Below are 16,966 nucleotides of genomic sequence, written 5' to 3'. Positions count from 1 at the left end.
GTCACCGCCCGGTCAGCCGACGACGGCGGACCGGGCGGGAGCATGTGCGGGCCGCAGATCGTCGACCGAGACGACCTCCGTGAACCGGGGCGAGGCCTGTTCCCGGGGCATGCGACGCGCCGACAGCTCGCGCGCGGCGACGGACGCCGGCAGCGTGAACCAGACGACCTTGCCGGACTCGCCGTCCGGCCGGGCTCCCCAGCTCTCGCTCACCGCGGCCACCATGGCGAGGCCGCGCCCGCAGGTGGCGAGGACCTCGTGGTCGACGGCCCTGACGACCGGCAGCCGCGGGTCCCGGTCGCGCACGGAGACGGTGAGCCGGTCGAGCAGCAGTTCCATCTCCACGACGCACGTCTTGTCGGGCTGCGCGTGCAAGTGGACGTTGGTCAACAGCTCCGTCACACCGAGCGCCGCCCGGTCTATGAGCGGGTCCATATGCCAGTAGCGCAACTGCGCCGATACGATTCTGCGGACCTGGCCGATCCGCGACGGCAGAGCCTGAAGCTCCACCATGCAGTGCCTGTTCGGGTTGGTGATCACGGCTGCGACTCCCCGACTGAGGTCCGGAAGAACACGGAGTTCGGATCGAGCAGAGCGTCTGCGCAAGGCGGCCGCCTGCTGTCGTGGCCGGCGGGGCTGGTTCGCAGCGTTATCGCCGGTAAACCCAGAGTGACGTGAGACCAGAGTGGCGCAGCCCGTACGGCACCGCAACTCGCGATGGTCCGGTCGGCGGGCAGGGGTCCTGCGCGCATGCCGCGGGCCGGGCTCTGCCTGCGCGCGGGCTCAGCCGCCGCGCCCCGCCGCCCTGCGCACGGCTTCGATGAAGCGGCGCGCCGCGGGCGGCCCCGGCTCGCCGGGGGCCGGGTCGTGGTCGCCGAGGGTCAGCAGGTACCGCTTGCCGTTGAGGTCGGCCAGCGCCCGGTCCTCCGGCGCGAACCACGGCCTGGAGGCGCGCACCGCCTGCACGGGCGCGCTGTCGATCTCGCTGCCGTAGCTGGTCAGCAACTCCAGCCTGCCGCCGCTGATCCGGACCTGCCCGGCCCGGGTGAGCGAGCGCAGCCGCTTCCCTATGCGCACGCCCGTAGCCGTGAACTCCGGCTCCGCCATGCCGTCCCGCCCCCTCGTGATCGAACGCGTTGCTGTGATCCAGTGTGCGCCCCCGTCCGGGACCTGCGCCCCGCCGGGGTGCAGTCTGCCCGCGCCCGGCGTCGAGCACCAGTGCGCACGACCCGGCCGGGACGCTCGTCCGGAGCACTCGCCCGAATGCGCCCCCCTGAGCCCGCGTCTGCTCCCCAGAGTCGCCTTTGGGACGCGCAAAGTCGTGTTTATGCAGGTGAGAAGCATGGGGAAGCTGTTTATGATCGGAGTGTCGGCCGCGCGGACCACCGGCGGCGCGCAGCCGGAAGGAGCCCGCCGTGACCACCTCCCCGCCCGCGAGAACCGGTGCCACCCTCGACGTCGACCACAGCGACACCACCTACCGTGACTGGCTGAAAGAAGCCGTCCGCAAGGTCCAAGCGGATGCCAATCGCTCGGCGGACACACATCTGCTGCGCTTCCCGCTCCCGGACAAGTGGGGCATCGACCTGTATCTCAAGGACGAGTCGACCCACCCCACCGGCAGCCTCAAGCACCGACTCGCCCGCTCCCTCTTCCTCTACGGCCTGTGCAACGGCTGGATCCGGCCGGGCCGCCCGGTGATCGAGGCCTCCAGCGGTTCGACGGCCGTCTCCGAGGCGTACTTCGCCAAGCTGATCGGCGTGCCCTTCATCGCCGTCATGCCGCGCACGACGAGCGCCGAGAAGATCCGTCTGATCGAGTTCCACGGCGGCCGATGTCACTTCGTCGACGACTCGCGCACGATGTACGAGGAGTCGGCCCGCCTCGCGGCGGACAGCGGGGGCCACTACATGGACCAGTTCACCTACGCGGAACGGGCCACGGACTGGCGCGGCAACAACAACATCGCCGAATCCATCTTCCGCCAGCTGGAGTGGGAACGGTTCCCGGAGCCCGCGTGGATCGTGGCCACGGCCGGCACCGGCGGCACCTCCGCGACCCTCGCGCGCTATGTCCACTACACGCGGCGCAACACCAGCATCTGCGTCGCCGACCCGGAGAACTCCTGCTTCTTCGAGGGCTGGACCACCGGCGATCCGGACGTCACCTGCGACTGCGGCTCGCGCATCGAGGGCATCGGGCGGCCGCGCATGGAGCCCAGCTTCGTGCCCGGCGCGATCGACCGGATGATGAAGGTGCCCGACGCGGCCAGCGTCGCCGCCGTACGTGCGCTCGAACGGGCCATCGGCCGCAAGGCGGGCGGCTCGACGGGCACCGGACTGTGGAGCGCGCTCAAGATCGTCGCCGAGATGGTGGCCGACGGCCGGCAAGGCAGCGTGGTCACCCTCCTCTGCGACCCGGGCGACCGCTACCTGGACAAGTACTACTCCGACGCCTGGCTCGCCGGCCAGGGCCTGGACATCGCCCCGTACACCGCGGCGATCGACTCCCTGCTGGCCACGGGCCTGTGGCAGGAGTGACGGCCGGGACCCGCCACGCGCTCCGCTGGGAGTGCCGCGATGTGTAGTCGTTCCGCTGCGGCGCCGTTGTGGCTGGTCGCGCAGTTCCCCGCGCCCCTGAAGGGGCGCTGCCGAAGTGGGGTCGACTTCGCGCGTGACCCGCTCAGCCCGACAGCCTTCGGTCCAGGGCCGTGACCGCGCCGCGGAAGGAGCGCCCGAAGCCCGGTCCGGCCAGCCGGGCCAGGGCGCGGAACACGCGCGACCCGTCCGTCGCGAAGGTCCAGCGCACCTGCGTTCCGGCGCCGGCGGGCGTCAGCCGCCACTCCTCGACCAGGGCCCGGACCCCCGGCACATTGGCGACGTCCACGCGATAGGCGTACACCTCCGGCGCCTTCGCCACCAGGATCGTCTCCCGGAAGCGGGCGCCGCCCCGCAGCCGTACATCGCGTCCCGCGCCGCCGTCGAGCGGCTGGACGGCGGCCACGGCCGTGAACCACTCGGCCCAGCCGGCCGGGTCGTCGGCCAGCGCGTGGAAGACCCGCTCCGGGGGAGCGGCGAGCTCCCGGGTGAAGGCCATGCGGACGGGAGCGGTATCGACGAAGTCGAGCCCTTCGGAGCGCAGACGACGGGCCATGGCGAGACGAACCCCCTGGGTCGACGGGGGCGTCACCCTAGCCGCACCCTCGTCAGATGTCTGCACCCTCGGTGGGCTCGCCCGCGACCACCAGCAGCCGCAGCTGCTCGGAGATCTCCGTGCGCGCCTCGGCGGGCAGCCCCCCGTCCGTCACCAGCGTGTCGACCTGCTCCAGCGCCGCGAACGAACTCAGGCCCACCACACCCCACTTGGTGTGGTCCGCGACCACCACCACCCGGCGCGCCGACTGCACCAGCCGCCGGTTCGTCTCGGCCTCCGCGAGGTTCGGCGTCGACAGGCCCGCCTCGGCGGATATGCCGTGCACACCGAGGAACAGCACGTCGAAGTGGAGCGCCGCGATGGCCTGGTCGGCGACCGGGCCCACCAGCGAGTCCGACGGAGTGCGCACCCCGCCGGTCAGCACCACCGTGGCCGCGCCCTGCCGCGGGCCCGAGGTGCGCTGCGCCATGTGGAAGACGTCGGCCACGCGCACCGAGTTGGTCACCACCGTCAGATCCGGCACGTCCACCAGATGATGCGCCAGCGCGTACGTGGTCGTCCCGCCCGACAGCGCGATCGCACTGCCCGGGGTCACGAGCTCCGCCGCGGCCTTCGCGATGTCCTCCTTGGCGGTCAGCTCCAGGCCCGACTTCGCCTCGAAGCCCGGCTCGTGGGTGCTCGTCTCCACGACCGGCACCGCCCCGCCGTGCACCTTCTCCAGCACACCCTGCCGCGCCAGCGCGTCGAGATCGCGCCGGACCGTCATGTCCGACACGCCGAGCTTGCGGGTCAGCTCATTGACCCGGACACCGCCCCGACGCCGTACCTCGTCCAGGATCAGGGCGCGACGCTGCTCCGCGAGGAGGTTCTGATTCTCACTCACGTACGCTCCGGTCCTTTCCCTCACACCGTCCGACAGGCCCGCTCACCTGCCCCGACACGGAATTTTCGCCCGGCGCCGGTGTGCGGGTGCCCCATCCTCGCACGGCTCGCTGACAGCTGGGCCATCACCCCGACGCGTGCATGCCACTCGTGGAAAGCGCGCGTGTCCGTCGCACGCTCCGGGGAGATTCCGTGACGAGAGGTGTATCAGGGCGGCGGAGCGGCGATCCTTATGCCCGCACGGGCACATACGGACACCTGTCGAAAGCGTGTCACGGGGGAAGCGCGAACAGTGAAACGTACCGCTCCGGGCGGAGCCGCCCTGGAACTCCTGGTCCACGGCGTGGGTGGCGCCACGCCCGAGAAGATGCTGAACGATCCGCGCACGGTGCGGATCACCGGTGACGAGACCGCGGCCGTCTTCCGCCGCGCCGAGGACGTCTCCGCGGACTCCGCCCCCGACCTCGACCCCGGCGACGACCGCCGCCGCGCGACCCCGGTCCCCGAGGCCTACGTCTGGTCCAACCTCACCTCCGGCAACGGCACCCGCGCCCTGTGGCTCCTGCTGCTGCCGTTCATGGTCGTCAACCTCGCCCACTGGATGCGCCCCGCCGCCGCCCCGGAACGCACCCGCGCCGTGCGGCTCTACGGACTGCTGGTGCGGCTCGCCGCGCTGAGCCTGACGGTGCTGCTCGTCGCCGCGGCCTGCGAGGTCGCCCTCGATCTGACGGCCTGGCAGTGCGCGGGCACGCACGCGTGCGCGGAGCGCCATTCCTGGCTGGGCTTCCTCTCGCCGACGGTCTCCGACGGCGGCTGGTGGAGCCTGCCCGGCCGTCGGCTCGCCCTCGCGGCGCTGGTCCCGACCGCTCTCGTCGGCCTCCTGTGGTACCTCTCCCACCGCACCTGGCGGGCGTACGAGTCCCAGGAACCCCTCGACCGCGCGCCCGAACCCGAGGACGGCTCCGGGCACACCGCCCTCGGCCGGCCCGGCTTCTGGTACGGGCGCCGCCTGGTGGCCCGCCTCCGCGCCGCCCACACCGCGGCCGGCCTGCTCACCGTGGCCGCGGCGGTCGGTACCGCGGCCGCCCGCCAGGACCGCCGCCCCGGCGGCCCGGCCCTCCTCGACGTGCTCGGACGGCTGCTGGAGGCGTCCCTGGCCACGGGCGCGCTGGCCACCGTGTGGGTGGTGTGCCGCCGGGGCCGCAGCGAACGTCACCTCGACCGCCGCCTCGACGCCCACCTCGTGCACCGCCTGCCGTCGGCCGCCCTCGTCCTGCTCGCCCTCACGCTCGTGTACGCCGGCTGGGACCGCCCCGGCTGGACCTCCCAGGGCCGCCTCCCGGGCGACGTGACCTTCGGCGGCCTCGCCCTCGTCCAGGGAGCCCTGGTCATCGCCCTCGCGATCGTCGCCCGCGCCCTGCACCACTGCCCGCGGAACACCTCCGCGCCCGGCGAACGCTGCGCCCTGCACGGGCTCGGCGGACCCGCCGTCGCGATGCTGGCCTGCGCCCTGGGCAGTGTGATGTCCGGCGGTGTCGCGCAGCGGGTGTCGGACTGGCTCGACGGCACCGGAACCTTCCTCGACGGACCGCCGGTCCTGCTGACCTGGCAGGCGTCCGTGATCCCCGTGCTGCTCGTCGTCCTGCTGGTGCTGGGCGCGGTGCTCGGCCGACAGACCCTGCTGCTGACCCGGGCCGAACAGGACAAGGTGATCAGCGAGTACGGGGTGGCGCCCGGCGACCCGGCCCGCACCCGGCGCATCGCCCGGGCCCGCGCGATGGCCACGCTCACCGACCGCGCCCCGCTCCTCGTCGCCGTCACCGCCACCACGACGCTGCTGCTGGGCGCGGGCGCGCTCGTCGGCGCCTTCGGCACCGGGAAGACCCCGGTCCGGGCCGGAGAGAGCGCCCAGCCCTTCGTGCACGGCGCGGCCCAGACCGCGCAGGCACTGGGCTCCTGGCTCATCGGACTCGGCTTCATACTGTTCGTCACCTGGGGCAGACGCGCCTACAAGGACGCCTCCGCGCGGCGCACCATCGGCATCCTCTGGGACGTCGGCACCTTCTGGCCCAGAGCCGCGCACCCCTTCGCCCCGCCCTGCTACGCCGAGCGCGCGGTACCCGACCTGACCTGGCGCATGGCCTCCTGGACGCGCGCCACCGGCGGACGGCTCGTCATCTCCGGCCACTCCCAGGGCAGCGTCCTCGCGGCCGCCGCGGCCTGGCAGCTGAAACCCTCCGACCGCAAACGGGTCGCCCTGCTCACCTACGGCTCCCCGATCGAGCGCCTCTACGGCCGCTGGTTCCCGGCCCACTTCGGCCCCGCCGCGCTCGACGCCCTGCACCAGGACATCGACTGCTGGCGCAACCTGTACCGGCCGACCGACCCCATCGGCGGCCCGGTGCGCCTGGCCGGCGACGACTGCGGCCCCCAGGTGGACCGTGAGCCCCTCGCCGACCCGCTCGCCTACGGCCGCACCGAGGCGCACCCGCTGCCCACACCCGTCCTCGGCCACTCCGACTACCAGGCCGACCCGGCGTTCGCCGAAGAGCGCGAGCTCCTGCTGGCGCGGCTGCACCCGGAGGTTCCCGTGCAGCGCACCTGAACCGGTCAGGGCAGCTCGGGCAGGTCCTCCGCGTACAGCAACGTCAGATCGTCCTTGCTCGGCTCCACCACCTGCGCGACGCGGCTCGCGTGCCGCTCCACCATCGCCTCGAACGTCTGGCGCGCGGTACGCCCGTTGCCGAACGCGGGGCCCTTCGGGAGTTCCGTGAAGTACTTCAGCAGGGCCTCCGAGGTGGCCGGCCCGAGCCGGTACTCGTGCTCCTCGGCCTGCTGCTCCACGATCCGCAGCAGCTCCTCGGGTCCGTAGTCGCCGAAGGTGATGGTCCGCGAGAAACGGGACGCCACCCCGGGGTTGACCGAAAGGAACCGCTCCATCTCCGCCGTGTAGCCCGCGACGATCACGACGACGGCGTCCCGGTGGTCCTCCATCAGCTTGACGAGGGTGTCGATGGCCTCCTTGCCGAAGTCCCGCCCCGCGTCCTCCGGCGACAGCGCGTACGCCTCGTCGATGAACAGCACACCGCCGTGCGCCCGTTGGAAGGCCTCCTGGGTGCGGATCGCCGTCGAGCCGATGTGCTCGCCGACCAGGTCGACCCGGGACACCTCGACGAGATGGCCCTTCTCCAGGACGTGCAGCGAGGCGAGGATCTCGCCGTACAGGCGCGCGACCGTCGTCTTGCCGGTGCCCGGGGAGCCGGTGAAGACCAGATGGCGCTTGACGGACGCCGCCTTGAGCCCCGCCTGCTGACGGCGCCGGCCGACCTCGATCATGTCGATCAGGGCCCGCACCTCGCGCTTGACGCTGTCCAGGCCCACCAGGGTGTCCAGCTCACCGAGCACGTCCTTGGAGGTCCGCACCGAGATCTCCGGTTCGGCGGCGGACGGCTGCGACTCGGGCACGGTGGCGCGCTGCTCGGGGATCATGCCGAGCAGACCGGCCGACTGGGCGGTCGTCTGCACGGCCGGCTCCGGGGCCGCCGAAGCGCCCGGAGTGCGCACACCCGCGCTCTCGTCGCTGGTGCAGTCCTCGACCACGGGGCCGGAGCCGGACGCGGCGTCGCCCCCGGCGTCCGCGAACTCGTAGCCGCCCCGCGCACAGCGCTCCGTACGGCACTTCCGCAGTGTCGTACGGCTGCCGTCTATCACGTGGAAGCCGTAGCCGCCGCTGTTGGTCACCCGGCAGTTCAGGAAGCTGCCGCGGCCGCCGGCCGACACATAGAACCCGGCCTCGGCGGGGGAGTCCACCGTGCAGCGCTCGACGGTGGGGTCGGCGCCCTTGGTGACGATCACGCCGGTCTGCGTGCCGTCCACGGTGCAGTTGTTGAGGGTGCCGCCGCTGCCGTGGTCGCGGAACCACGCGCCGGTCGCCGCGTCCCGGATCCGGCAGTCGTCGAGCTGGGCCGTCGCGCCGTCGCTCACCGACACGGCCGTGTTGCGGACCTGGGAGAGGTCGCTGTCGACGACGTCCGCGCGGGAGCCGCGGTCGAGGACGAACAGCGCGTCCGGCACGTCGTGCACCCGGCAGGAATCGAGGACCGCGGTGGCGCCGTCGCTGACCCAGACGGCCGGGTAGTCGCCGGTGCTGTCGAAGATCTCGCACTGATTGGCGTCCACGCGCGTGCCCGGGTCCCACACCGACAGCCCGTTGCGGCCGAACTGACGCACCGTCGTACGGGTCAGCGTCAGCACCGAGCGGGAGCGCAGATCGACCGCGTTCTCCGGGATGTCGTGGATCCGGCAGTCCGCCAGCGTCAGCACCGCGTCCGTGTCGAGGGTGACGCCGTCGGAGGTGGTGCGGTGCACATCGCAGTCGGTGAGGTGGGCTGCGGCCCGCGCGGTGATCTGGACGCCGCTGCCGCGGATCTCGTAGATCTCGCACCCCACCGCCTCCAGGGCGGAGTTGTCGCCGGTCGCGCTCAGGCCCGCGCCCGAGGTGTGGTGCACCCGGCAGCGTTCCAGCCTGGGGTGACCGCCCCCGCGCACCGCGACGCCCGCCTGGCCCGCCGCGACGACCTCGCACTCCTCGAAGACCCCGCCGCCGCCGTCGACCACGGCGATGCCGATGCCCGCCGGGTTGTCGACGGTGCACCGCCGCACCGTCGGGCGGGCGCTGCCGCGGACCTCGATGCCCGCCGCGGACCGCGTGACGATCCGCAGGTCCAGCAGCTCGGGCGTGCCCTCCTCGACGAGCACCGCGGGCGCGGCCGCGTCCTGGCCCTCCACATGCAGGTCCTGCACCACGGCCGAGGCGCGCACCGTCAGAGGCACCCCGTCCAGCGGCGCCAGGCGCACGGAACCCGGGGAGCCCTCGGGGCCGCGCAGGGTCACCGACCGCTCCACGACGAGGTTCTCCCGGTAGGTGCCGGGAGCGATGGTGAGGACGTCCCCCTCGGCCGCGGCCTCCAGGGCGGCGGCGAGCGATGCGTACTCACCCGTGCGGCGCCGCCACCTCGATGTGCCGGTGTGCGTCACCTGGACCGTGCCCTGTGCCATGGCGTTGCTGTGCCCCCACCTCGTGGTACGCGGGTTGATGCCGAATGGTTCGGCCGGACCACCGTAGCGTGCGCGCGGGTGGTGGGTTGACCAGAGACGAAAGGCCGTCAGCTGCCGGTGCCGGTGCGGCCCCAGTCCGGGCCCGCCCGGTCCCACGCCTGCTCCCAACGGGTGTACCGGCGGCGGACCATGCGCCAGACGATCAGCCGCCGGCCGGCCTCGACGGCGCCCGCGGTGAGCAGGGCCGCGCCGAAGCCGGCGAGCACGGCGTGCGTCGTGGCCGCGGCGGGGTCCAGCGGGCGGGCCGTCGGGCGGCCCTGGCCGTCGGTCCATATCTCGAAGCGGTCGCCGCTGTGCGGGGTGGTGAGGCCCGCCAGGACCGTGCCGTGCTGCGCGGTGCCGTCCGGCCCGGTCCAGTCCGCGACGACCCGGGTGCGGGTCTCCCGGCCGGTGGCGGTCTCCGGATCCACCGCCGGCGGCGCATCGTCCACCTCGCGCACCACGGTGGCCGTGACCTCGTGGCGCGACTTGCGCTGCTCGCGGGCCGATCGCTGCAGGACGTCCTGCGCGACGGCGCCCACGACGGAGCCCACCGCCGGCGCGACGAGGACGATCAGGAGCAGGGCCGACAGCGCCACCCACGCCTCGACCAGATCCGTCCTACGGCGCAGCGGGTTGTGTCGCCAGCGCCAGATTCCGCCGATCGCTCGCACCGCCCGCACCCCCTTCCCCGCTCCGTGATAACCCCCGGCGGAGCCGTTCACGCGCGAGCCCGGTGAAAGAGAGAGCGAAATCACCAGGGCTCGGGACGTCTCATGAACTTCTCACGCAATCCCAACGCTTCGGGACCGGGCGGGGGTTCCCACGGACCGACCGACTCGCGGGCCGGGAACCGGACGAGGCGCTGAGCGCTTTGCTGGAAGTGCCGCGATGTGCCGTCGTTCTGCTGCGGCGCCGTCGTGGCTGGTCGCGCAGTTCCCCGCGCCCCTAAAGGGGCGCTGCCGAACCGCAGCCGACTTCGCCCGATCCGCTCAGGCGACGACGCGTACCGGATCGCCGACCGTGATCGTGCCGGGGGAGAGGGGCACCAGGTTCTGGCCGAAGACCAGCTTGCCGCCGAGGCGCCGGTGCCGGCCCAGGGTGTGCAGGGGTTCCCTGCCGCGCTCGGCGGTGCCCTGGTCGGTGGTGGTCACGACACACCGGCCGCACGGCTTGGCGACCCGGAACTCGACCTCGCCGACCGTGAGGCGCGACCAGCCGTCCTCGGCCCAGGGGTCGGTGCCCGCCACGACCAGGTTCGGCCGGAAGCGGTTCATCGGCAGCGGTCCCTCCTCGGGGTGCTCGCCCCGTGCGATCAGGGCGTTGAGGGCGTCGAGGGAGGAGGTTGAGGCGGCCAGCAGCGGAAATCCGTCGGCGAACGTGACGGTCTCGCCGGGCAGGGCGTACTCGGGGTCCACGGTCCTGCGCGTCGCGGGGTCGTCCATGTGCACCAGCCGCACCTCGGCGCCCACGTGCGCGCTGCACCACGCGTGCGCGGCGTCGGCGGCGAGGACCCCCTCCACCTTGTCGCGGAAGATCTGCACCGACACCGTGCTCACCGGCTCGGGCACCGACACGGCCAGCGGCTCCAAGCCGGGCGCGGACAGACGCACGCCGCCGCCGGGCAGAAGCTCGGCGGCGGCCAGTGCGAGGCGCGGCTGCTGACGTTGTGTGACGACCTTTCCCCCGTCGTCGATCAGCGCCCAGCGTCGGTCGCCGGCCAGCCCCCAGGGCTCCACTGCGGCCGTGCGGGGCTCCTGGCCCCGGAACGCCTTGACCGGATGGACGTGAATCGACAGCAGGTGCGCGGTGCCCATGAGGCCATCCTGCCAGGTGGCACGGACAACCCCGGACAGGTTTTAGTAGCCGCGGTACTGCTGGTTGTTGTACGGGTCCTGGTACTGCGGCGCGGCGGGCCGGGGCGCGGCCGGGCGCATCGCCTCGTAGCCCGTGCCGGGACCCGCCGGGCGCTGCTGCTGCGGCGCCTGGGGACCGGGGTAGCCGCGCGGCGGGCCGGCCTGCGGCGGGATGTACGCCGCCGGGGCCTGCTGCAGCGGCGAGGGCTGCTGCGCCTGCGGGTAGCCGTAGGGCTGCTGGGACGGACCCGCGGGGAGCGCCGGCAGTGCCGACGGCAACGCGGGCAGGTTGCTGCCGCTCATGCCCATGTCGTACGCGGCGGGGACCCGGATCGGGGCGATCTGCGGGGTCCCCCGCTCGGCCACGAGCGAGTCGTAGATCGGAGTGTCCGGGAAGGAGGCGTAGTAGCCGCCGCCATAGGTGGAGCGGGGGGAGGTCATGGCACATAAGTTAAGCCCACGATGTGCTGGTTGGGGAGACCGATAAGAGGGTTGTTTTCCGTGTCGGCAGTGACCTTGGAGCCCCAATGCGAGCGAACTTGGGAAAAAAGGACGGCAATCGCCGCACAGATCGTGTAAAGGCCGAGTTCCTGGCGGGTTACCAAGGGTTGGCCAGTGCTGTTCCTGTGCTCCTCATGGGCGTTCGCCGTCCCGCGCAATAGGTTGGCCGGGTAGACAGACCGGAGGGGTGCCGGGGCCGCGTGCTGCCTTGCGCACCGACACGCGATGGGGGCGTACATGTCAATGTCGAAGGGTTCCAACGCTCCGGTGCCGACCACGGCACTGCGAGTGGAATTGGGCTGGCGCTCGGGACCGGGCGTTCCGGACGCGGACGCCTCGGCGCTGCTGCTCGTGGGCGGAAAGGTCCGCTCCGACGCCGATTTCGTCTTCTACAACCAGCCGGCCCATACCTCCGGAGCCGTCCGCCACGAAGGCAAACGCGAGGCCGGAGGCCGGGTCACCGACACCCTTCTCGTCGACCTCGCGCGCGTGGAGCCCGCGATCGAGACCGTCGTCCTGGCCGCCTCGACGGACGGCGGCGCGTTCGGCCGGGTCCCGGACCTCTACATCGAGGTGCGGGAGGCGGCACAGGGCACGGTCGTGGCCCGGTTCGACAGCGCCGGCGCCACGGTCGAGACGGCCTTCGTGCTGGGCGAGTTCTACCGCCGTCAGGGCGCCTGGAAATTCCGGGCCGTCGGCCAGGGCTACGGCAGCGGTCTCGAAGGGCTGGCCACGGACTTCGGGATCACCGTGGACGAGCCGCAGCACGCGGCCGCCCCCGCTCCGGCGGCGCCCCGGACACCGCCGCCTCCTCCTCAGTCACCGCCGCCTCCGCCGGCGATGGTGCCCGCTTTCCCGGTCACCGTGCCCCCGCCCGCCCGCCAGGGCCCGCCTTCCGCGCCGCCGGCCCCGCCCGTCACGCCGGTCCGGCTGACCAAGGTGACGCTCACCAAGGCCGCGCCCTCGGTGTCCCTGAGCAAGCAGGGCGGCACCTCGGGCGCGCTGCGGGTGAACCTCAACTGGGAGGTGCGCAAGCAATTCTCCGGGTGGGGCAGCAAGCGCGGGCGCGCGATGGCCCTGCACAACGACCTCGACCTCGACCTGTGCGCCCTGTTCGAGCTCGCCGACGGCCGCAAGGGCGTCGTCCAGGCGCTCGGCAACTCCTTCGGCGCCCTGCACCAGCCGCCCTACATCCACCTCGACGGCGACGACCGCACCGGCGCGGTGGCCGGCGGCGAGAACCTCACCGTCAACCTCGACCACCGGAGCGACTTCCGGCGCATCCTCGTCTTCGTGACCATCTACGAGGGCGCGCGCTCCTTCGCCGACCTGCATGCCACGGTCACGCTGCAACCCCAGTACGGCGCCGCGATCGACTTCTCGCTGGACGAGTGCACGGTCCCGTCGACCGTCTGCGCGCTCGCGCTGATCACCAACCACGGCGGCGACCTCGTCGTCCAGCGCGAGGCCCGCTACCTGGTGCCCGACCGCGGGGTCAGCCCGCAGCGGACCGTCGACCACGCCTACGGATGGGGCATGAACTGGACGCCGGGCCGCAAGTAAGGGCTCTCCCGACCCGACCCGACCACCGACTCCCGGCGGACTCAGCCCTCGTCGACGACGGCGTCCGGACGCGCGTAGGTGCGGCCCTTCCAGGCCGCACCGCGCCCCCGGTAGTGCTGGACCGCCGAATCGACCGTCATCAGGAGGTAGAGGAACGCCGTGAACGGCAGCGCGGGGGCGAGCCACGGCGGCTGACGGTAGTAGCGGAGCATCGGCAGATAGGTCCCCGTCATCACCAGCCACGCCAGGCCGCCGAACACCGCGGTCGCCATGCTGCCGACGGCGAGCCCGCCGAACAGCGCGAGCGGCGGCGCCAGGTACACCAGGGCCAGGCCGAGCACCGTGCCGACGAGCAGCAGCGGGTTGTGCCGCAGCTGCGCGTAGGCACTGCGCGACACCATCCGCCACAGGTCGTGCAGCCTCGGGTACGGGCGCACGCTGTCCACGCGGTCCGCCAGTCCCAGCCAGATGCGGCCGCCCCCCTTCTTCACGGCCCGCGCGAGTGCCACGTCGTCGATGACGGCGTGCCGGATGGCGTCCGGGATCCGCGCCCGCTCGGCCGCCTCGGCGCGCAGCAGGACGCAGCCGCCCGCGGCGGCCGCCGTCCGCGCCCCGCGCCGGCCGATCCGGCGGAAGGGGTAGAGCTGGGCGAAGAAGTAGACGAAGGCCGGCACCACCAGCCGCTCCCACCCGCTCTCCACCCGGAGCCGGGCCATCTGCGAGACGACGTCGAAACTCCCGGTGCGCGCCGCCGCCACCAGTTCCCGCAGGCTGTCGGGTGCGTGCGCGATGTCGGCGTCCGTGAGGAGGAGGTACTCGGGCTCACGCGCGCGTGCCAGACCGACTCCATGGCGCACCGCCCACAGCTTCCCGGTCCAGCCGACGGGCGGTTCGCCCGGCGAGGCCACGGTCAGCGGAAGCCCGCCGTGCCGCCGCGCGAGGGTGCGCGCCAGCTCGCCCGTGCCGTCGCCGCTGCCGTCGTCCACGAGGAAGATCTCCGCCCGCCCCGGATAGTCCTGCGCGAGCAGCGAGGGCAGGCTCTCGGGCAGCACCGCCGCCTCGTCGCGCGCGGGGACCACGACACAGACCGACGGCCACTCGCGCGGATCCGTGCGGGCGGGGAGCCTGACGTCCGTGCGCCAGAAGAAGCCCTGACCGAGCAGCAGCCACAGCCAGGCGGCCAGGGACAGGGCGGCGATCCACACGATGGCGCTCACGCGCGCAGTCTGCCCCACCCGGCCCGGCCGCAAGAGCACATCGTCTATCGTGGCCGGGTGAAGATCGCGCTCATGGACTCCGGAATCGGTCTGCTGGCGGCCACCGCCGCGGTACGGCGCATGCGACCCGACGCCGATCTCGTGCTCTCCCTCGACCCCGACGGCATGCCCTGGGGCCCGCGCACTCCGCAGGATCTCACCGAGCGGGCCGTGGCCGTCGCCGAGGCCGCCGCCGCATACCGGCCCGAGGCCCTGATCGTCGGCTGCAACACGGCGACCGTGCACGCCCTGCCGACCCTGCGGGCCCGCCTGGAACCCGCCGTCCCGGTGATCGGCACCGTCCCGGCGATCAAGCCGGCCGCGGCCGGCGGCGGCCCCCTCGCGATCTGGGCCACCCCCGCCACCACCGGCAGCCCCTACCAGCGCGGCCTGATCGAGGACTTCGCCGACGGCGTCACGGTCACCGAGGTGCCCTGCTGGGGGCTGGCCGAGGCCGTGGAGCACGCGGACGAGTCGGCGATCGACGCGGCGGTCGCCGCGGCCGCGGCCCTCACTCCCGCCGATGCGACGACCGTCGTCCTGGGCTGCACGCACTACGAGCTGGTCGCCGACCGCATCCGCGCGGCCGTGCAGCGTCCCGGCCGTCCGCCGCTCGTCCTGCACGGCTCGGCGGGCGCCGTGGTCGCGCAGGCGCTGCGCCGGATCGGCGCGCGTCCCGAACCCGAGACCTCCGCCCTCGGCGCAGTGACGGTTCTCCTCAGCGGCCGGGTGGGCGCTCTCCCGGCGCCCGCGCTGGCCTACGCGGAGGGCCGACTCCTCCAGACGGCCGTCAGCCCGGCTCCCAGCCCGGCCCCCTGAGCTGCGGCTGCCGACCGGTCTCCCCGGGCGGAGCAGTCACCCTGCGCAACCTGCTACCGGCGCAGCGAAACCTGAGTAACCTCATGTGTATGAGGGACCACGCCCACGACGAGAGCACCCCGCTTCCGGACGTCCCGCATCACGACGCCCCCCATCCCGACGTGTGGACCGGGCGCGCGACGAACCGGTTCCAGTGGCTGCTCGCGCTCGTCGGCGCCGCCTGTATGGCGCTCGGCGTCGAGCTGGCCGTCGACTCCGCCTGGACGTCCGGCATCGCCCCGCTCGCGATGGCCGTCGTCGGCTGCATCGCCGCCGGGCTGCTGGTCCTCTTCGGTACCCTCGCCTTCGTCCACGTCGACCTCAAGCTCGACCGGGAGTGCGTCGAAGTGCGCTGCGGCCACATCGGCGTGCCGCGCCGCCGCATCCCGCTGTCCCATGTCGCCGGAGCCGACTTCGAACCGTGCGTCACCCCGCGCCACTGGGGCGGCTGGGGTTATCGCTGGCGGCCGGAGATGGGCACCGCGGTCGTCGTGCGCCGGGGCGAGGGCGTGGTGCTGCGGCTGTGGGACGGGCACACCTTCACGATCACCGTGGACGACGCCGAGTCGGCCGTCCGCGCCATCAGGGCCCGGCTGCGGACCGGCACGCCGGGCGCCGCGCACTGACCTCTGCCCCCCGGCGGGGCGTGAACGGGGAGATGGACATCAGGCGGCCGGGCGGTCGCCGGGGTGCGGGTCGGCATGGTGCGGGTCCCTTGCGGACTCCGACGCCGTCTCGGGCAGCGCGGGCTGCTCCTCGGCGAGCGGGCGGGCCGTGGCCAGACCGGCCAGCAGTCCCGCGCCCACCGAGACCGTGGTGAAACTCAGCGCGTTGCCGATCGCGGCGACGGCGGCGAGAGCCGTGAGCGCGGCGCCCGCCGTGAGGACCACCGGCGTGGGGCGCGGCGCGCGCCAGAGCGCGCACAGCACCCAGCAGAAGACCGCGGCGAGCAGCAGCACTCCGACGACGCCCTGCTCGGCCGCCAGCTGCAGCGGCGCAGAGTGCGGCTTGCCGTCGGACAGGGACGCCTCGGCCGCCGTCGGGCTCAGCTCTCCGAAGCGTCCGGGGCCGACGCCGAGGCCGGCCTCGCGGCGGGCCATGCCCAGGGCGTCGTGCCACAGATCGAGCCGGCGCGCCGTGAGGTGGTCCGTCAGGGCCTCGGTGAGTCCGGCCGGCAGCGCTTTCGCGGCGACCGCCCAGGTCAGGCCCGTGACCACGGCGGTGGCGGCGGCCAGCGTCGCGAGTGTCGGACCCCGGTGGCGCACCCGGCCGGCGGCCAGCGAGCACAGCAGCACGGCACAACAGGTCACCACGGCCGTGGTCGAGCCCAGCAGCGCCCCGGCGACCGCGCCGCCCCCGGCGAGCAGCCACAGCGCGAGCCGGAGCAGCGGCCGTCGGGTCACCCATGCGGCGCAGCACGCGGCGCCGGTCGACAGAGTCAGCACGGCGGCGGTGGCGCCGGCGTGGCCCAGCGGCGCGACGATCTCGGGACCCGGGGCGAGCCGGGGCAGCGCCACCGTCAGCGTGAGCCCCGCGACCGCTCCGGCGCAGGGTGCGGCGACCGGCAGCAGCGCACCGGAGATCCGCCCCGCCGCGTAGCCGGCGGCCAGCGCCAGCACCGCGAGCAGCACGCCCTCGGGGCGTCCGCCGTGCACGGCGGCGGTGACCAGGGACCAGACGGCGCAGGCCCCGAGCACGGCCACGCCCGCCGCGTCAGAAACGTTTCGTCTTTCCCCGGTTCCTTCGGATTCCCCGGTCTCCCCGGTCTCCCCGGTCTCCCCGGTTCCTCCGGTTTCCCCT

Annotated in this window: 15 protein-coding genes; 5 read left to right on the top strand and 10 right to left on the bottom strand. The window is 73.5% G+C overall.

Annotated features, from left to right (window positions below; translation table 11 throughout):
- Positions 1–12: 12 nt before the first annotated feature.
- Together ACWCPF_RS18595 and ACWCPF_RS18590 are read right to left on the bottom strand one after the other, a co-directional pair.
- Positions 13–540 (bottom strand): ATP-binding protein, encoded by a 528-nt coding sequence (locus ACWCPF_RS18595; protein WP_451046107.1) that lies wholly within the window; start codon positions 538–540, stop codon positions 13–15.
- A 243-nt stretch (positions 541–783) separates the two neighbouring features.
- A complete protein-coding gene (locus ACWCPF_RS18590) occupies positions 784–1,107 on the bottom strand; it encodes a hypothetical protein (RefSeq protein ID WP_351916999.1) in 324 nt (107 codons plus the stop codon).
- 308 nt (positions 1,108–1,415) lie between these two features.
- Here ACWCPF_RS18590 and ACWCPF_RS18585 point away from each other — a divergent pair, with 308 nt between their 5' ends.
- A complete protein-coding gene (locus ACWCPF_RS18585) occupies positions 1,416–2,540 on the top strand; it encodes a PLP-dependent cysteine synthase family protein (RefSeq protein WP_451046106.1) in 1,125 nt (374 codons plus the stop codon).
- A gap of 142 nt (positions 2,541–2,682) precedes the next feature.
- On the opposite strand, the gene ACWCPF_RS18580 is transcribed toward ACWCPF_RS18585, so the two are convergent.
- Both ACWCPF_RS18580 and ACWCPF_RS18575 read right to left on the bottom strand, forming a co-directional pair.
- Positions 2,683–3,153: an SRPBCC family protein gene (locus ACWCPF_RS18580; RefSeq protein ID WP_451046105.1), complete on the bottom strand. Its 471-nt coding sequence runs from the start codon at positions 3,151–3,153 to the stop codon at positions 2,683–2,685.
- A 52-nt stretch (positions 3,154–3,205) separates the two neighbouring features.
- On the bottom strand, positions 3,206–4,036 hold the full coding sequence (locus ACWCPF_RS18575) for a DeoR/GlpR family DNA-binding transcription regulator (RefSeq protein ID WP_451046104.1): 831 nt from the start codon (positions 4,034–4,036) through the stop codon (positions 3,206–3,208).
- Between the two features lie 231 nt (positions 4,037–4,267).
- Here ACWCPF_RS18575 and ACWCPF_RS18570 point away from each other — a divergent pair, with 231 nt between their 5' ends.
- A complete protein-coding gene (locus tag ACWCPF_RS18570; RefSeq protein WP_451046103.1) occupies positions 4,268–6,640 on the top strand; it encodes a hypothetical protein in 2,373 nt (790 codons plus the stop codon).
- Between the two features lie 5 nt (positions 6,641–6,645).
- On the opposite strand, the gene ACWCPF_RS18565 is transcribed toward ACWCPF_RS18570, so the two are convergent.
- The 4 genes from ACWCPF_RS18565 to ACWCPF_RS18550 all read right to left on the bottom strand — a co-directional run bounded on the left by ACWCPF_RS18565 (position 6,646) and on the right by ACWCPF_RS18550 (position 11,429).
- Positions 6,646–9,093 carry a right-handed parallel beta-helix repeat-containing protein gene (locus tag ACWCPF_RS18565; protein ID WP_451046102.1) on the bottom strand — a complete coding sequence of 816 codons (2,448 nt, stop codon included), beginning with the start codon at positions 9,091–9,093 and terminating at the stop codon, positions 6,646–6,648.
- A gap of 107 nt (positions 9,094–9,200) precedes the next feature.
- A complete protein-coding gene (locus tag ACWCPF_RS18560; RefSeq protein ID WP_451046101.1) occupies positions 9,201–9,806 on the bottom strand; it encodes an Rv1733c family protein in 606 nt (201 codons plus the stop codon).
- Between the two features lie 318 nt (positions 9,807–10,124).
- Positions 10,125–10,949, bottom strand: a complete 825-nt coding sequence (locus ACWCPF_RS18555) for an MOSC domain-containing protein (protein WP_451046100.1) — start codon at positions 10,947–10,949, stop codon at positions 10,125–10,127.
- A gap of 42 nt (positions 10,950–10,991) precedes the next feature.
- Complete coding sequence (locus ACWCPF_RS18550; RefSeq protein WP_451046099.1) at positions 10,992–11,429, bottom strand: DUF6643 family protein; 438 nt, start codon at positions 11,427–11,429, stop codon at positions 10,992–10,994.
- Positions 11,430–11,732: 303 nt separating this feature from the next.
- On the opposite strand from ACWCPF_RS18550, the gene ACWCPF_RS18545 reads away from it, so the two are divergent.
- Positions 11,733–13,052: a TerD family protein gene (locus ACWCPF_RS18545; RefSeq protein ID WP_451046232.1), complete on the top strand. Its 1,320-nt coding sequence runs from the start codon at positions 11,733–11,735 to the stop codon at positions 13,050–13,052.
- Between the two features lie 41 nt (positions 13,053–13,093).
- On the opposite strand, the gene ACWCPF_RS18540 is transcribed toward ACWCPF_RS18545, so the two are convergent.
- On the bottom strand, positions 13,094–14,269 hold the full coding sequence (locus tag ACWCPF_RS18540; RefSeq protein ID WP_451046098.1) for a glycosyltransferase: 1,176 nt from the start codon (positions 14,267–14,269) through the stop codon (positions 13,094–13,096).
- A gap of 57 nt (positions 14,270–14,326) precedes the next feature.
- On the opposite strand from ACWCPF_RS18540, the gene ACWCPF_RS18535 reads away from it, so the two are divergent.
- Together ACWCPF_RS18535 and ACWCPF_RS18530 are read left to right on the top strand one after the other, a co-directional pair.
- Positions 14,327–15,127, top strand: a complete 801-nt coding sequence (locus ACWCPF_RS18535; protein WP_451046097.1) for a glutamate racemase — start codon at positions 14,327–14,329, stop codon at positions 15,125–15,127.
- An 89-nt stretch (positions 15,128–15,216) separates the two neighbouring features.
- Positions 15,217–15,792 carry a hypothetical protein gene (locus ACWCPF_RS18530; RefSeq protein ID WP_451046096.1) on the top strand — a complete coding sequence of 192 codons (576 nt, stop codon included), beginning with the start codon at positions 15,217–15,219 and terminating at the stop codon, positions 15,790–15,792.
- Positions 15,793–15,831: 39 nt separating this feature from the next.
- On the opposite strand, the gene ACWCPF_RS18525 is transcribed toward ACWCPF_RS18530, so the two are convergent.
- Positions 15,832–16,869 carry an O-antigen ligase family protein gene (locus ACWCPF_RS18525; RefSeq protein ID WP_451046095.1) on the bottom strand — a complete coding sequence of 346 codons (1,038 nt, stop codon included), beginning with the start codon at positions 16,867–16,869 and terminating at the stop codon, positions 15,832–15,834.
- Positions 16,870–16,966: the final 97 nt, after the last annotated feature.

It is taken from the genome of Streptomyces sp. NPDC001858 (genome assembly GCF_053594615.1).
This window is presented reverse-complemented; position numbering and strand designations above follow the sequence as displayed.

What these genes read in the sequence shown, in the direction of transcription:
- ACWCPF_RS18590 (WP_351916999.1), bottom strand. Translation starts at nt 1,107, where the DNA reads ATGGCGGAGCCGGAGTTCACGGCTACGGGCGTGCGCATAGGGAAGCGG.
- ACWCPF_RS18580 (WP_451046105.1), bottom strand. Translation starts at nt 3,153, where the DNA reads ATGGCCCGTCGTCTGCGCTCCGAAGGGCTCGACTTCGTCGATACCGCT.
- ACWCPF_RS18570 (WP_451046103.1), top strand. Translation starts at nt 4,268, where the DNA reads ATGCCCGCACGGGCACATACGGACACCTGTCGAAAGCGTGTCACGGGG.
- ACWCPF_RS18565 (WP_451046102.1), bottom strand. Translation starts at nt 9,093, where the DNA reads ATGGCACAGGGCACGGTCCAGGTGACGCACACCGGCACATCGAGGTGG.
- ACWCPF_RS18555 (WP_451046100.1), bottom strand. Translation starts at nt 10,949, where the DNA reads ATGGGCACCGCGCACCTGCTGTCGATTCACGTCCATCCGGTCAAGGCG.
- ACWCPF_RS18550 (WP_451046099.1), bottom strand. Translation starts at nt 11,429, where the DNA reads ATGACCTCCCCCCGCTCCACCTATGGCGGCGGCTACTACGCCTCCTTC.
- ACWCPF_RS18545 (WP_451046232.1), top strand. Translation starts at nt 11,733, where the DNA reads ATGTCGAAGGGTTCCAACGCTCCGGTGCCGACCACGGCACTGCGAGTG.
- ACWCPF_RS18530 (WP_451046096.1), top strand. Translation starts at nt 15,217, where the DNA reads ATGAGGGACCACGCCCACGACGAGAGCACCCCGCTTCCGGACGTCCCG.